The organism is Allobosea sp. NPDC055594, from assembly GCF_053618995.1.
The window spans coordinates 46,909-60,550 of the sequence record NZ_JBSHIO010000005.1 but is presented as its reverse complement, the minus strand read 5'-3'; the positions used below and the strand labels follow the sequence as shown (position 1 = coordinate 60,550).

Below are 13,642 nucleotides of genomic sequence, written 5' to 3'. Positions count from 1 at the left end.
TCCTCAGCCTGAGGAGCGATCGCAGATCGCGTCTCGAAAGAGGCTCGAGGAGAGCGGACCGGCCTCAGGAGGCATCATGGATCGAACTGCGAACGGACTGCTCAACGGCTTCATCGGCGTCATCATCTTCAGCGGCTCGCTGCCGGCGACCCGCGTCGCCGTCGCCGATTTCGATCCGATCTTCCTGACCGTCGCGCGCGCCGCCATCGCCGGGTTGCTCGGCCTCGCCCTCCTGCTCGTGCTCAGGCAGAAGCGGCCGGAGCCTGCCGACCTGCTGCCGCTCGCGGTGGTCGCGCTCTGCGTCGTCGTCTGCTTCCCGCTCCTGACAGCGCTCGCCCTCCAGCACGTCACCTCCGCCCATTCGATCGTCTTCGTCGGGCTGCTGCCGCTCGCGACGGCGATCTTCGGCGTGCTGCGCGGCGGCGAGCGTCCGCGACCGGCCTTCTGGGTCTTCGCCGGCTTCGGCAGCCTCTGCGTCGTCGGCTTCGCCTGGACGCAAGGCTTCGCCGCCTCGCCCGTCGGCGATCTCCTGATGCTCGCCGCCATCATCGCCTGCGGCCTCGGCTATGCCGAGGGCGCCCGCCTTTCGCGCCATCTCGGCGGCTGGCAGGTGATATCCTGGGCGCTGGTCCTGTCTCTGCCGATCATGGCCGGGCTCACATTGCTGACGCTGCCGGCCTCCTTCGCGCAGGCGGGCATCCCGGCCTGGCTCGGCCTCGCCTATGTCTCGCTGTTCAGCATGCTGATCGGCTTCGTCTTCTGGTATCGCGGCCTGGTCCAGGGCGGCATCGCCGCGGTCGGCCAACTGCAGTTGCTGCAACCCTTCTTCGGACTTTTGCTGGCGGCTTTGCTGCTCGGCGAAACCGTGGGCTGGCAGATGGTGGCAACCTCGATCGCCGTGGTGGCCTGCGTCGCCGGCGCAAGGCGCTTCGCGCGATAGCGCCGGCCCCGTTCAGCCCTGCACCGGCTTCAGCAGGACGACCGGATCGCCGGGCGCAATCTGCCCCGGCAGATCGACGGAGAGCACGAGACCGCGCAGGCGCGCCGCCGCCTTGACGAAGGCGAACTCCAACTCCGGCCTGCCGGCGGCAGCCGCGACGGCTCGTCCCGACAGCCGGCAGGGCGCGTTATAGGCCTCGACCCGAAGCACAGCCGTGCCGTCGAAGCGCCCCTTGCCGCCCCAGGCGCCGCCGATCGCGAGGCGACTGCCAGGCATGATCCGCGAAAACCCCGGCAGCCCCTCGACCAGGAGGTTGCCGCCGAGCCATTGCGGCGGCAGCGCTTCGATTGCGAGCGCAGCGGCGACCTCGGCGAGCTCGTCCGGACACAGCGCCGACAGCTGGCGATCGTTGCGCAATAGCATTCCGCACGGCAGCCAGGGCTCGCGCGCCCCGGCGCGACGAAGCGCGCCATAATGGCGGCTGCCGGGGATGCCATGATGATCGAGATCGATGTGACGGACGGGCGCCGTGATGAAGGCCGCACCGAAGCGCGCCGCCTGCACCGTCCGTAGGACTGCCGCAAGCCTGCCGCTTGCGAGCACGGCCGTCATCGCGGCCGGGGCGGCGGGGGCCTCGCCGTTCTCATGGGCCAGCCGGTCAGAGCAGCTTGAGCGCGCCGGCCGCTGTTTTGCCCCGTTCGGTCTTGAGCTCGAACGAGACTTTTTGTCCTTCGGTCAGCGTCAACATCCCCGCTTCCTTGACGGCCGTGACGTGCACGAACACGTCCTTGCCGCCATCAGAGGGCTGAATGAAGCCAAAGCCTTTCTCGGTATTGAACCACTTCACGGTTCCGGTCGCCATCGCCGCATCCTTTGGAGCATCCATGGTCTCGCGAAGCCCCCTGGAGACTTGCTCTCCAGGGGCCGCGCCAATCGAGAATTGACCGAAAACGAATGCTTGTCGAGATCAAAGCATTGGCAATTAAAGTGGACCCCCTTCAGGGTTTCGTGAGTTCGAACCGGGTCTTAGCCTCGGCCAGAGACGAGCCGCCGAGATAGACTTCGACCAACCCGGGATCGATCCGGTAACGGCCGGCGTCGTCATGGGCGCCGAGCGTGCCGGCCTCGAGCCGGAAGGTCACCGTCTTCGTCTCACCGGCCTTCAGGAAGACCTTCTCGAAGCCCTTGAGCTGCCGCAGCGGCCGCGACCGCTCGGCCACAGGCTGGCGAACATAGAGCTGAGCCACCTCCTGCCCGTCGCGCTCGCTCCTGTTGGTCACCTCGACGGCGATCTCGACGGCGCCGTCCATCGCCACCTTCTCGCGCGAGACACGCGGGTTGGCATAGGTGAAGCGGCTATAGGACAGGCCGAAGCCGAACGGGTAGAGCGCCTCATTGGCCTCGTCCATGAAGATCGATTCATAGCGCTGGCGGATCTTCTGCGGCCGGCCGGTGGGCAACTGGTCGTAATAGACCGGGATCTGCCCGACCGAGCGCGGGAAGCTCATCGGCACCCGTCCGGCGGGATTGACCTTGCCGGCCAGCACCTCGGCGATGGCCGCGCGCCCCTCGGTGCCGCCATGGAAGGTCTGGACGATCGCCGCGACATGCTTGTCGGCCCAGGTGAGGACCAGCGGCCGCCCCGTCGCCAGGACCAGCACCACCGGCTTGCCGGTCTCGACCAGCGCCCCGAGCAGCTCCTGCTGCACGCCCGGCAGGCCGAGATCGGTGCGCGAGGCGCCCTCGCCCATGAACTCGCAATCCTCGCCGAGCATGGCGACGACGAGGTCGACGGCGGCAGCAGCCTTCACGGCCGCCTCCTTGTCCTTGAACTCGGTGCCGCAATTCCTGGTGAAGGCGGGTTCGTAAGCGACCGTGACATCGGCCGGCAGCTGCTCGCGCAGCGCATCCGGCAGCGGCTGGACCAGGCGGCGGCCGAGACCGGCCGGATCGGTCCAGACCCGCTCATCCTCAGGTACCGCCATAGCGCCGATCACCGCGACCGACTTCACCGAAGGCGCGATCGGCAGCGTCGCCTTGTCGTTCTTGAGCAGGATGACGCCCTCGCGCGCCGCCTGCCGCGCAACCTTGCGGGCCTCTTCCGTCTGCATCAGCGAGGGCGCTGCAGCGACGTCGACATCGCCGCGCTCGAATAGGCCGAGATGGTACTTGACCCGGAGAACGCGTCGCACCGCCTCGTCGAGGGCCTTCACCGGCACCCGTCCGGCTTTCACCTCATTGGCGAGGTGCTTGTGAAAGACGTCGCCCATCATGTCCATGTCGATGCCGGCGAGCAGCGCCTTGCGCGCCGCCTCGGCATCGTCCTTGGCGATGCCGTGCAGGCGCAGCTCGGTGATCGAGCCGAAATCCGAGGTGACGAAACCGCGAAAGCCCCATTTGCCGCGCAGGAGATCGGTCAACATGCCGCGATGGGCCGTGGCCGGCATGCTGTTCAGCGCGTTGAAGGCCGCCATCGCCGTCATCGCCCCCGCCTGGAAGGCGGCTTTGAAGGGCGGCAGATGCAGATCATGCAGCTGGCTCAGTGGGATCCAAGTCGAGTTGTAGTCGCGCCCGGCCTCGCCCGCGCCATAGCCGACGAAATGCTTGACGCTCGCCGCCACCCCGCCGCGCTGATAGCCGCTTGTGCGCGCCGCCGCGACGACGCTGGCGAGATGGACGTCCTCGCCGGCGCCTTCCAACACCCGGCCCCAGCGCGGATCGCGCGACATGTCGACCATCGGCGCGAAGGTCCAGTTGATGCCGGCGGCGCTCGCCTCACGCCCGGTCCAATAGGCCGCCTGCTCGATCAGTTGCGGGTTCCAGCTCGCCGCCTGGCCGAGCGGCAGCGGAAAATAGGTCGAGAAGCCGTGGACCGCGTCGAGCCCGATGATCAACGGGATCTTCAGCCGCGACTGGCGCACCGCTTCCTGGACCTGCCGGACCTCCTGCGGCACGACGAAGTTCATCACCGCGCCCATCCGGCCGGCCTTGACCTGATTGATGTCGAAGCCCTCGCCGCGGCCGGAGAGGTGGAGCTGGCCGACCTTCTCCTCCAGCGTCATCTTGCCGATGAGCGCATCGACCTTGCGCTCGATCGCGGCGGCCTCGGGGCCGGTTTTCCAGCCGACCCCCTGCTGAGCGAAGGCGATGGTGGCGAAGCCGCAGGTCAGGAGTGCAGCAAAGAGCCGCAGAATCATGTCGAAGCCTTGTGCTTGCTCGGAAGGTCGGGCGCCCGGTACAGGATCGGCGCGGATGGCTCAACCATTGCTTCGCCGCCGGGCCATGAACGGAAGCTGAAGCGCGACGCGTCGACGGGTGGCAGAGATGACGATCGGCACGGCGAATCGGCACCGCTTTTATGAAGACGCAATAGCGATGCTGCTCGGCGCCATGCTGGTCAGCCTCGGCGTCGCGCTCTACGCCAAGGCGACGCTGGTCACCGGCGGCCTCGCCGGCCTCGCGCTCCTGGTCGAGGCGGCGGGCGGCCCCTCCTTCTCCGCCGGCTTCTTCCTCTTGAACCTGCCCTTCTACTGGCTTGCCCTGCTGCGCATGGGCCGCGCCTACACGCTACGGACCTTCCTCGCCGTCGCGCTGGTCTCGGGCCTGAGCTGGGCGACGCCGCAACTGATCCGGATCGAGCAGGTCGAGCCCTTCTATGCCGCGATCGCCGGCGGCTCGCTGATGGGCATCGGCATGCTGGTGCTGTTCCGGCATCGCACCGGGCTCGGCGGCGTCAACGTGCTCGCCGCCTATCTGCAGGAGCGCCACGGCCTGCGCGCCGGCTGGGTCCAACTCGGCATCGATGCCGCGATCCTCGCCGCCGCTGCTTTCGTGCTGCCGCTGGACAAGGTGGCACTGTCGCTGGTCGGCGCCTTCGTGCTCAATCTCAACCTCGCGATCAACCACAAGCCGGGCCGCTATCTCGGCGTGACATGACGCTGCGGTTGCCTCCCGCGACATTCCATGCGACCGAGCGGGGCGACGACAATGCGGGATGAGGCGACCATGGCCCAGCTCTTGACCATCGAAGACCTGCGTATCCAGGCGAAGCGCCGCGTGCCGCGCATGTTCTACGACTACGCCGATTCAGGGGCCTGGACCGAGGGCACCTACCGCGCCAACGAGACCGACTTCGCCAAGGTCAAGCTGCGCCAGCGGGTCGCGGTCGACATGACCAACCGCACCTTGGCCTCGACCATGATCGGCCAGCCCGTCTCGATGCCGGTCGCGCTGGCCCCGACCGGCCTGACCGGCATGCAGCATGCCGATGGCGAGATCCTCGCCGCCCGTGCCGCACACAAGGCCGGCGTCCCCTTCACGCTCTCCACGATGAGCATCTGCTCGCTGGAGGACATCGCCAACCATGTCGGCTCGCCCTTCTGGTTCCAGCTCTATGTGATGCGCGACCGCGACTTCATCGCCCGGCTGATCCAGCGCGCCAAGGCCGCCGGCTGCTCGGCGCTAGTGCTGACGCTCGACCTGCAGATCCTCGGCCAGCGCCACAAGGACATCCGTAACGGCCTCTCGGCCCCGCCGAAGCCGACCATCGCCAACATGATCAATCTGGCGACGAAGCCGCGCTGGTGCCTGCAGATGCTGGACACGCCGCGCCGGACCTTCGGCAACATCGTCGGCCATGCCAAGGGCGTCGGCGACCTGTCCTCGCTCTCCTCCTGGACCGCCGAGCAGTTCGACCCTCAGCTCGACTGGGACGACGTGCAGTGGATCAAGGACCAATGGGGCGGCAAGCTGATCCTGAAGGGCATCCTCGATCCCGAGGATGCTGAACTCGCCGTGAAGAGCGGTGCGGATGCACTGATCGTCTCCAACCATGGCGGCCGCCAGCTCGACGGCGCCCTGTCCTCGATCGAGGCCCTGCCGGCGATCGTCGATGCGGTCGGCGGGCGCACCGAGATCCTGTTCGACGGTGGTATCCGCTCGGGGCAGGACGTCATCAAGGCGCTGGCGCTCGGCGCGCACGGCACCTTCATCGGCCGGGCCTTCCTCTATGGCCTCGGCGCCATGGGAGAGGCCGGCGTCACCCGCTGCCTCGACATCATCCGCAAGGAACTCGACGTCACCATGGCGCTCTGCGGCAAGCGCGACATCAACACGATCGACGAGAACATCCTCGTCGGCGGGCGCGAAGAGGCGCTGCGGCGGCTTGCCGCCGGCTGACGCCGGCCGAAACCGGCGCAGTCACGGGCTCCGAAAAGAAAAGACCGGCCGCGCCGAAAGCGCCGCCGGTCTTTTTTGTCTGTGCATCCGGCCGGATAGGGCGTCAGGCCCTTACGCCGCGTTGGTAAGCCGACACCATTGCACAACCGCCGCTCCGCCTCCCTCCGGGGAGACTCGGGAGCGGCGGCGAGCTTTTGCCTCAGCGCGTGAACTTCTTGTACTGGATGCGCTTCGGGATCGTGGAATCGATCCCCAGCCGGCGCTTCTTGTCTTCCTCGTAGTCGGCGAAGTTGCCCTCGAACCACTCGACATGGCTGTCGCCCTCGAAAGCGAGGATGTGGGTCGCGATGCGGTCGAGGAACCAGCGATCGTGGCTGATGATGACGGCGCAGCCGGCATAATCCTCCAGCGCTTCTTCGAGCGCGCGCAGCGTGTCGACGTCGAGGTCGTTGGTCGGCTCGTCGAGCAGCAGGACGTTGGCGCCGGACTTCAGCATCTTGGCGAGGTGGACGCGGTTGCGCTCACCACCCGAGAGCGAGCCGACCTTCTTCTGCTGGTCGCCGCCCTTGAAGTTGAAGGCCGAGCAATAGGCGCGCGAATTGATCTCGCGCTTGCCGAGATAGATGATGTCGTTGCCGCCCGAGATCTCCTCCCAGACATTCTTCTTGTCGTCGAGCGAGTCGCGGCTCTGGTCGACATAGCCGAGCTGGACGCTCTCGCCGATCTTGATCGTGCCGGCATCGGGCTTCTCGGCGCCGGTAATCATCTTGAACAGCGTGGTCTTGCCGGCGCCGTTGGGGCCGATCACGCCGACGATGCCGCCCGGCGGCAGCTTGAAGGTCAGCCCGTCGATCAGCAGCTTGTCCTGGAAGCCCTTCGAGAGGTCCTCGAAATCGACGACGTTGTTGCCGAGCCGCTCGGCGATCGGAATGATGATCTGGGCGGTGTCCGGTCCCTTCTGCGAGGCCTTCTGGACCAGCTCGTCATAGCGCTGGATACGGGCCTTGCTCTTGGCCTGGCGGGCCTTCGGCGAGGCCGAAACCCATTCCTGCTCGCGCGCCAGCGTCTTCTGCCGGGCGACGTCCTCGCGGCCTTCCTGCTCGAGGCGCTTCTGCTTCTGCACCGACCAGGCCGAGTAGTTGCCCTCATAGGGGATGCCCTGGCCGCGATCGAGCTCGAGGATCCAGCTGGTGACGTTGTCGAGGAAGTAGCGATCGTGGGTGACGATCAGGATCGCGCCCGGATAGGTCCGCAGATGGCCTTCGAGCCAGGCGGTGGTCTCGGCGTCGAGATGGTTGGTCGGCTCGTCGAGCAGCAGCAGCTCGGGCTGCTCCAGCAGGAGCTTGCACAGCGCGACGCGGCGGCGCTCGCCGCCCGAAAGCTTGTCGACCTGCCAGTCATCAGGCGGGCAGCGCAGCGCGTCCATCGCCTGGTCGACCTTGGAATCGAGATCCCACAGGCCCTTGGCCTCGATCTCGTCCTGGAGATTGGTCATCTCGTCGGCGGTCTCGTCCGAATAGTTCATGGCGAGCTCGTTGTAGCGGTCGAGGATCGCCTTCTGCGGGGCAACGCCGAGCATGACGTTGTCGCGGACATTCAGGCTCTCGTCGAGCTTCGGCTCCTGCGGCAGGTAGCCGACACGGGCGCCGTCCGCGACCCAGGCCTCGCCGGTCCATTCCTTGTCGAAGCCGGCCATGATCTTCAGCAGGGTCGACTTGCCGGCGCCGTTGACGCCGAGCACGCCGATCTTGGCGTCCGGATAGAAGGACAGATGAATGTTGTTCAGGACCTGCTTGCCGCCCGGATAGGTCTTCGACAGGCCGCGCATATGGTAGATGAACTGACGGGACATAGAGGTGCGAACTCCGCTCCGGGCGTGATGGCCTGAGGCTTTCGGGAAATCTGCCGCGTATGTAGCGACAGGGGCAGCGGGCCGCAACAGGCCGCGGCGCTACGCCTCCTTCCGCGAGCCTCGCTCCCGCTTCCACCGGATGGCTCCCGGGCCTATGAACGCTAGCAAAGCGGGGGAACGGATCTTGGCGCAACCAGGCAGCAAGGGTGCCATCGAGCTACGGCTGACGGACGGCGCCCAGCTCTTCAACAACCTCGACCCTTTCCCCTTCCGCGAGCGCGATCTCTCGTCCGAGGCCGAACAGTACATCGTCGAATGGGCAGAGGAATTGCCGAAGAAGCAGCCGATCGAGATTGTGGTGCATCTGCAATCGGCCGGTTCGGCTCCGGACCCCGCCGCCTACATCCCCGCCGCGATCACCGGCTGGTTTCGTGCCAGGGAACGCGATCAGGCACGCGCCATCCGCCAGCTCTTCCGGGACGGGCGGCTCGCCTTTCTGATCGGCCTTGCCGGACTTGCGCTCTGCATGGCGTTGGTCTGGCTGCTGACCCAAACCTTCGAGGGCCCGTTCACGCGGGTGATCCAGGAAAGCCTGGTGATCGTCGGCTGGGTGGTGATGTGGCGGCCTGCCGAAATGTTCCTCTACGACTGGCTGCCATTGCTGCGGCAGAAGACCCTGTTCCGGCGCCTCGCCGACGCGACGGTGACGGTCCGCACCGGCTGAGGCCGGCAAGAAGCCCGAAAGCAGCCTGCGAAGTCACGAAACCGCCAGAGCCCGCCCCCGGACTTTTCACGGCCCCGCTTTTGCCTGAAGCTCTGCGATGTCGGCAGAGACGGAGCGCTTGCGATGGGCTTGTCGGACACTCTCCTGCGACATGGCCTCGCCATGCTGGCGGCAGCGGCTCTGCTTGCCTCGCCGGCCCGCTCCGAGACCGGTGAGCCCGGCTGCCGTCCGGAGATGGCGCGCAGCCGCCTGCCGATCAGCCTCGCCAATCTCGGCAAGGACGAGGTCCGCCTCACCTTCGTCGGCCACGCCACCTTCCTGATCGAGACGCCGGGCGGGGTGAAGGCGGCGACCGATTACAACGACTATGTCCGCCCGACGGCGACGCCCGACATCGCCACGATGAACAAGGCCCATTCGACGCATTATTCGCGAGCGCCGGACCCGGCGATCAAGCGCGTCCTGCCCGGCTGGGACCAGAGCGGCGCCGCGAAGCATGACGTCACCTTCGGCGACCTGCGCGTGCGCAATGTCCCGACCAATATCCGCACCTATTCCGGCGGCACCGATTTCGACGGCAATTCGATGTTCGTCTTCGAGATCGGCGAGCTCTGCATCGCCCATCTCGGCCATCTCCACCATCCGCTGGAGCCCGGCCACTTGCGCGCGCTCGGCCGGGTCGACATCGTGCTCTTCCCGGTCGACGGCAGCTACACGCTCGACCAGGAAGGCATGCTCGACGTGCTGAAATCGCTGCAGGCGCGGGTGATGATCCCGATGCACTTCTTCGGTGGCGGCACGCTCAACCGCTTCCTCTCGCGCTCACAGGAGCTCTGGCCGGTCGAGCGGCGCGAGCAGTCGCAGATCGTGCTGTCGAAGGCCTCGCTGCCGGCGAAGCCGACGATCATCGTTCTGCCGGGCTCTTGAGCGGCAATGCGGAGCGGCCTTCCGTTGTGGGCGCCGATCCGTGCGCCCCGGCCTCAACAGTGCGCCTGCCCGCGAAGCTCAACCTGAACCAGCGCGGGCGCTCGAACAGGAAGCGCAGCATCGTTCCCCCGACGAGCCGATGCAGGACCAGCGGCAGCGCGACGCAGAGCAGCGTGAGCAGCAACGATGCCGTACCGACGTCGAACTCCAGATCCGTCCGGATCAGCGCGATGCGCGTCGCCGCCATCGGAATGAAGAAGGCGAGGTAGATCGGCAGGGAATTGCGGCCGCAATAGGCGATCCAGCCGAGATGCCCGGCGAACAGGGCCGAAAAGGCGATGACGCCGAGTGCGCCGGCATGGCCGAGCACCAGATCGGCCGCGAATGTCTCATGCAGCGTCTGATAGCCGAAGAGGCCGGCCAGCAAGGCGCTCGCCGCCGCCCAGACGAGCCAGAGCTTCAGCGCGGCGGTGCGATGCTCGCGAACCCAGTCGGCGAAGCGGAAGATCGCAGGGGTGAACAGCGCCCCGCTCAGGAAGAAGACGAAATAAGCCGCGAACGCATCGACGAGCAGCCAGCCGGTCGTCACCGGCACGGTCGCGATCGCCGCGGCGACCAGCCAGGTCACCAGGGGATAGCCGCGCATCGCCTTGGTCACCACGAAGAAGACGGCCAGCAGGTAGATGAACCAGAGCAGGCCGAAGGGCTGGATCAGCCCCAGCGCATAGGAGCCGAACAGAGCAGCCGCATCACCTTCGCCCCAGCTCCGGAATTTGAGCAGACTATGGATCGCCAGCCAGAGCAGGTAGAGATAGACCAGCGGCACGATCCTCCGGTCGAGGAATTCCGGCCAGCTCTTCCCGATCAGCCGCGAGGCGAACAATCCCGAGAGCAGGAAGAAGCCCGGCATCCGGAACTGCTTGGCCCAATCGATGAAAGGGCCGATCCAGCTCTCACGCTCCAGTGCGATCTGGAGGCCGCCGGCGACATGCATCAGCACGACCAGAATGATGCAGAAGCCCCTGGCCGTATCGACCCAATCCAGGCGAGAAGAGGCACGGCCCTCGGCCGATCTCGCGAATTCCGACATGCTCTGCAAGGCTCCGCTCCGACACGGCACCCTGGCATGCCAAGTTTAGCGGCCGGTTAGGTCGATCCCCGAAACCACGGATGATATCGCAAGGAACCGTCAAGAAAGTCCCCCGGGACGACCGCGGCCGCGATGGCCTCGAAACGCCCCGGCGGCTCGCCGCATGTCTCAGCTGTTCACCCCACCATCGATGGTGAGCCCCGCACCGGTGACGAAACGCCCCTCCTCGCTCGCCAGATAGGCGATGAGCCCGGCGATATCCTCCGGTTTGCCAAAGCGTGGGATCGCCATGCGGGCACGCTGCTCCTCGGCCTGCTCGCCGGCGGCCGGGTTCATGTCGGTATCGGTCGAGCCGGGATGGACGACGTTGACAGTGATGCCGCGCGGCCCGAGATCACGGGCCAGCCCCTTGGTGAAGCCGACCAGCGCCGCCTTGCTCATCGCATAGAGCGCGATGCCGGGCTCGGTCACCCGCTCGGCGAGGCAGGAGCCAGTGGTGATGATGCGCCCACCCTCGGGCAGATACGCGGCAGCCGCCTGCGAGGCGATGATCACGGCCCGGACATTGACCGCAAGGATCGCGTCGATCTCCTGCAGGCTCCAGCCGCCGGCCTCGCCATAATGCCAGATGCCGGCATTGTTGACGAGAATATCGAGGCCGCCGAGTTCGCGCGCGGCGCCCTCGACCGCAGCCTTCAGCGCCTCGGCATCGGCATTGTCGGCCTGCAGCGCGATCGCCTTGCGGCCGAGCGCTCGGATCCGCCCGACCACCGCCTCCGCCTTGTCGCGGGCGCGTTCATAGGTGATCGCGATATCCGCCCCCTCCTGCGCCAGCCGCAGCGCCGTCGCAGCCCCGATACCGCGGCTGCCGCCGGTCACCAGCGCCTTCTTCCCGGTCATCCTCATCATCGCATCACCTATTATGTATCGAATGATACATAATAGGTGATGCGCTTGCCGCCTTGCGTCAAGCAGATTATTTATCGACCGCTACAAAAAGGAGTTCGACTTGGCGGAACGCGGCCGACCACGCAGCTTCGACCGGGGCGAGGCACTGCGCCACGCAATGATGCTGTTCTGGGAGAAAGGCTTCCAGAGCACCTCGATGAGCGAGCTCACCGCCGCGATGGGCATCAACGCGCCGAGCCTTTACGCCGCTTTCGGCAGCAAGGATGCGCTCTATCGCGAGGCGATGGCGCTCTATGAAGAAGGCGACGGCGTCGAGCTCGGCCAGCAGATCGCCGACGCCCCGAGCGCGAAGGCGGCGGTCGAGGCCTATCTGATGCGCTCGGCGGCGCTCTTCACGCGTCCCGGCAAACCGGCCGGCTGCATGGTCGTGCTTTCGGTGATCCATGCCGCCGGCACGAGCCCACAGACCTGCACGGCACTGCGCGATGCGAGAGCCGAGGCCCAGGCGATGATCGAGGCGCGGCTGCGCCGCGCGGTCGAGGCGAGCGAGCTACCGGCGGTATCCGACCTAGCCGCCATCGCCTCGTTCTACGTCACGGTGCAGCAGGGCATGTCGATCCGGGCGCGCGACGGCGCGACCCGGCCCGAGCTGGAAGCGATCGCAAGATCGGCGATTTCGGCCTGGGATGGCCTGACGCAGGCCAGGAGCTGAACCGGGCGGGTTCGGCTGGTGCGCTTAACCCCTTGCTCAGATTAAATCGAAGCTCTTCTGGGCAAGCGCATCGATCTCCGGCACCGTCGCCGGCAGTCGATGGAGCTTTCGATGATCCGCGCCCTTGCAGTCGCCGTGCTCGCCGTCATGCTCGCTCCGGCCAGCGCCGAAGCTGCCAAGTTCAGGTCCAACGGCAGCCGCTCGCATGATAGCCAGGCGCGCCCGGCGAACCGTGACGGCTCCCTCATCGTGACCCCCGGCCTGCGCACCCGACAGGCCGGCCAGCCTGTCCCGGCCCGACCGCCCTACGCCAGCAGCCCGAGCCAGGCTGCGGCGAGCGCGACCGTGCCGCTGCGGCTGAGTTCCGCCGAGGAGCCGCGGGTCTGGTGCCGCTCGCAGGTAGTGGTCGGCGGCTTCTGCGTCCTGAACTGACAGCGCTCAGGCGGCCGGGGCCGTCGCACCTGCCTGCATCGCCCGCCAGCGCCCCGGCGAAAGCCCGTAGGCCTGCCGGAACCGCCGCGTCATATGGGGCTGATCGGCAAAGCCGCTCGCCGCGGCGACATCGGCCAGTCCTTGCCCCTGCCGGAGCAGCGCCCGCGCCCGCTCCAGCCTGCGCATCACCAGATAGCGATGCGGGCTGGTGCCGTAGCGGCGGCGGAAATGCCGGGCGAGCGCATAACGGTCTAGCCCCGTGACGGCTTCCAGCCTCTGCGAGTCGACGGCTTCGTCGAGATTGTCAGCCAGGAAGTCGCGCGCCAGGGCGCAGGCCCGCTCGGCCGGTGTCTCCGGCCGGCGCGGTGCGCAGGACGGGTCGAGCGCCAGCAGTGCCTCGGCGAGCTCACCGATCGCCGCATCGCGCTCCAGCGGTTCCAGCGCATGGTCGAGATCGCCGAGCAGGCCGATCAGCGCCCGCAGCAATCTGCCATCGCGGCAGACCGCATCGCGGACGAAGGGCGTGCCGCCAGCCCGGCCGGCGAGCGCCCGCATGATCAACCCCGGCTCGACATAGGCCATGCGGTAGCGAAAGCCGCCGGCCATGCCGGCCCGCCCGTCATGCAGCTCGTCGGGATGCAAGACGATCAGGTCGCCCGGCGTCGAATCGCGCTTGGCGCCACGATAGTCGAAGCTCTGCACCCCGCTCAGCGTATAGCCGACCGCATAGGTGTCGTGCCGGTGCGGATCATAGGCGTGGTCGTCGAAAAATGCCTCGATCCGCTCGGGACCGGCCTCGTCCGGGGCTGCGCGCATCCAGTCGCCCGCAACGCACGAACGTTCAAGACCAGCCGGCCGCCCGCGCCCTATCGTGCCCG

The 13,642-nt window shown here is 67.2% G+C and carries 14 protein-coding genes; 7 read left to right on the top strand and 7 right to left on the bottom strand.

Going from position 1 to position 13,642, the window contains the following annotated elements; translation table 11 throughout:
* The first annotated feature begins 76 nt into the window (after positions 1–76).
* Positions 77–940 carry a DMT family transporter gene (locus ACWGRX_RS11880; protein WP_452117709.1) on the top strand — a complete coding sequence of 288 codons (864 nt, stop codon included), beginning with the start codon at positions 77–79 and terminating at the stop codon, positions 938–940.
* A gap of 12 nt (positions 941–952) precedes the next feature.
* Here the strand turns inward: ACWGRX_RS11880 and ACWGRX_RS11875 are convergent, their stop codons facing one another.
* From ACWGRX_RS11875 to ACWGRX_RS11865, 3 genes are all read right to left on the bottom strand, one after another.
* Positions 953–1,543, bottom strand: a complete 591-nt coding sequence (locus tag ACWGRX_RS11875) for an MOSC domain-containing protein (RefSeq protein ID WP_452117708.1) — start codon at positions 1,541–1,543, stop codon at positions 953–955.
* Between the two features lie 55 nt (positions 1,544–1,598).
* The gene (locus ACWGRX_RS11870) at positions 1,599–1,802 is read right to left on the bottom strand and encodes a cold-shock protein (protein WP_291635407.1); all 204 of its coding nucleotides are present in this window, start codon (positions 1,800–1,802) and stop codon (positions 1,599–1,601) included.
* A 136-nt stretch (positions 1,803–1,938) separates the two neighbouring features.
* Entirely contained in the window at positions 1,939–4,137 is a 2,199-nt protein-coding gene (locus tag ACWGRX_RS11865; protein ID WP_452117707.1) for a glycoside hydrolase family 3 N-terminal domain-containing protein, read from the bottom strand.
* 178 nt (positions 4,138–4,315) lie between these two features.
* Between ACWGRX_RS11865 and ACWGRX_RS11860 the strand changes: the two genes are divergently transcribed.
* On the top strand, positions 4,316–4,876 hold the full coding sequence (locus tag ACWGRX_RS11860; RefSeq protein ID WP_452117706.1) for a YitT family protein: 561 nt from the start codon (positions 4,316–4,318) through the stop codon (positions 4,874–4,876).
* Positions 4,877–4,945: 69 nt separating this feature from the next.
* On the top strand, positions 4,946–6,118 hold the full coding sequence (locus ACWGRX_RS11855; RefSeq protein WP_291647009.1) for an alpha-hydroxy acid oxidase: 1,173 nt from the start codon (positions 4,946–4,948) through the stop codon (positions 6,116–6,118).
* Positions 6,119–6,317: 199 nt separating this feature from the next.
* Here the strand turns inward: ACWGRX_RS11855 and ettA are convergent, their stop codons facing one another.
* On the bottom strand, positions 6,318–7,970 hold the full coding sequence (ettA, locus tag ACWGRX_RS11850) for an energy-dependent translational throttle protein EttA (RefSeq protein WP_452117705.1): 1,653 nt from the start codon (positions 7,968–7,970) through the stop codon (positions 6,318–6,320).
* Between the two features lie 184 nt (positions 7,971–8,154).
* On the opposite strand from ettA, the gene ACWGRX_RS11845 reads away from it, so the two are divergent.
* Together ACWGRX_RS11845 and ACWGRX_RS11840 are read left to right on the top strand one after the other, a co-directional pair.
* On the top strand, positions 8,155–8,694 hold the full coding sequence (locus tag ACWGRX_RS11845) for a hypothetical protein (RefSeq protein WP_452117704.1): 540 nt from the start codon (positions 8,155–8,157) through the stop codon (positions 8,692–8,694).
* A 129-nt stretch (positions 8,695–8,823) separates the two neighbouring features.
* Positions 8,824–9,621, top strand: a complete 798-nt coding sequence (locus ACWGRX_RS11840) for an MBL fold metallo-hydrolase (protein ID WP_452117703.1) — start codon at positions 8,824–8,826, stop codon at positions 9,619–9,621.
* On the opposite strand, the gene ACWGRX_RS11835 is transcribed toward ACWGRX_RS11840, so the two are convergent.
* Together ACWGRX_RS11835 and ACWGRX_RS11830 are read right to left on the bottom strand one after the other, a co-directional pair.
* Entirely contained in the window at positions 9,599–10,711 is a 1,113-nt protein-coding gene (locus tag ACWGRX_RS11835; RefSeq protein ID WP_452117702.1) for an acyltransferase family protein, read from the bottom strand. The two genes, ACWGRX_RS11840 and ACWGRX_RS11835, sit on opposite strands and share 23 nt — an antisense overlap.
* A 168-nt stretch (positions 10,712–10,879) precedes the next feature.
* Complete coding sequence (locus ACWGRX_RS11830) at positions 10,880–11,620, bottom strand: SDR family NAD(P)-dependent oxidoreductase (RefSeq protein WP_452117701.1); 741 nt, start codon at positions 11,618–11,620, stop codon at positions 10,880–10,882.
* Between the two features lie 100 nt (positions 11,621–11,720).
* Between ACWGRX_RS11830 and ACWGRX_RS11825 the strand changes: the two genes are divergently transcribed.
* Positions 11,721–12,332 carry a TetR/AcrR family transcriptional regulator gene (locus tag ACWGRX_RS11825; protein ID WP_452117700.1) on the top strand — a complete coding sequence of 204 codons (612 nt, stop codon included), beginning with the start codon at positions 11,721–11,723 and terminating at the stop codon, positions 12,330–12,332.
* A gap of 111 nt (positions 12,333–12,443) precedes the next feature.
* Entirely contained in the window at positions 12,444–12,764 is a 321-nt protein-coding gene (locus ACWGRX_RS11820) for a hypothetical protein (RefSeq protein WP_452117699.1), read from the top strand.
* A gap of 6 nt (positions 12,765–12,770) precedes the next feature.
* Here the strand turns inward: ACWGRX_RS11820 and ACWGRX_RS11815 are convergent, their stop codons facing one another.
* Positions 12,771–13,580, bottom strand: coding sequence for an AraC family transcriptional regulator (locus tag ACWGRX_RS11815; RefSeq protein ID WP_452117698.1), 810 nt, complete (start codon positions 13,578–13,580; stop codon positions 12,771–12,773).
* Positions 13,581–13,642 lie beyond the last annotated feature (62 nt).

Excerpts from the sequence above, each read along its gene's own strand:
- ACWGRX_RS11880 (WP_452117709.1), top strand. The coding sequence starts at position 77 with ATGGATCGAACTGCGAACGGACTGCTCAACGGCTTCATCGGCGTCATC.
- ACWGRX_RS11870 (WP_291635407.1), bottom strand. The coding sequence starts at position 1,802 with ATGGCGACCGGAACCGTGAAGTGGTTCAATACCGAGAAAGGCTTTGGC.
- ACWGRX_RS11865 (WP_452117707.1), bottom strand. The coding sequence starts at position 4,137 with ATGATTCTGCGGCTCTTTGCTGCACTCCTGACCTGCGGCTTCGCCACC.
- ACWGRX_RS11860 (WP_452117706.1), top strand. The coding sequence starts at position 4,316 with ATGCTGCTCGGCGCCATGCTGGTCAGCCTCGGCGTCGCGCTCTACGCC.
- ACWGRX_RS11855 (WP_291647009.1), top strand. The coding sequence starts at position 4,946 with ATGGCCCAGCTCTTGACCATCGAAGACCTGCGTATCCAGGCGAAGCGC.
- ettA (WP_452117705.1), bottom strand. The coding sequence starts at position 7,970 with ATGTCCCGTCAGTTCATCTACCATATGCGCGGCCTGTCGAAGACCTAT.
- ACWGRX_RS11835 (WP_452117702.1), bottom strand. The coding sequence starts at position 10,711 with ATGTCGGAATTCGCGAGATCGGCCGAGGGCCGTGCCTCTTCTCGCCTG.
- ACWGRX_RS11830 (WP_452117701.1), bottom strand. The coding sequence starts at position 11,620 with ATGATGAGGATGACCGGGAAGAAGGCGCTGGTGACCGGCGGCAGCCGC.
- ACWGRX_RS11820 (WP_452117699.1), top strand. The coding sequence starts at position 12,444 with ATGATCCGCGCCCTTGCAGTCGCCGTGCTCGCCGTCATGCTCGCTCCG.
- ACWGRX_RS11815 (WP_452117698.1), bottom strand. The coding sequence starts at position 13,580 with ATGCGCGCAGCCCCGGACGAGGCCGGTCCCGAGCGGATCGAGGCATTT.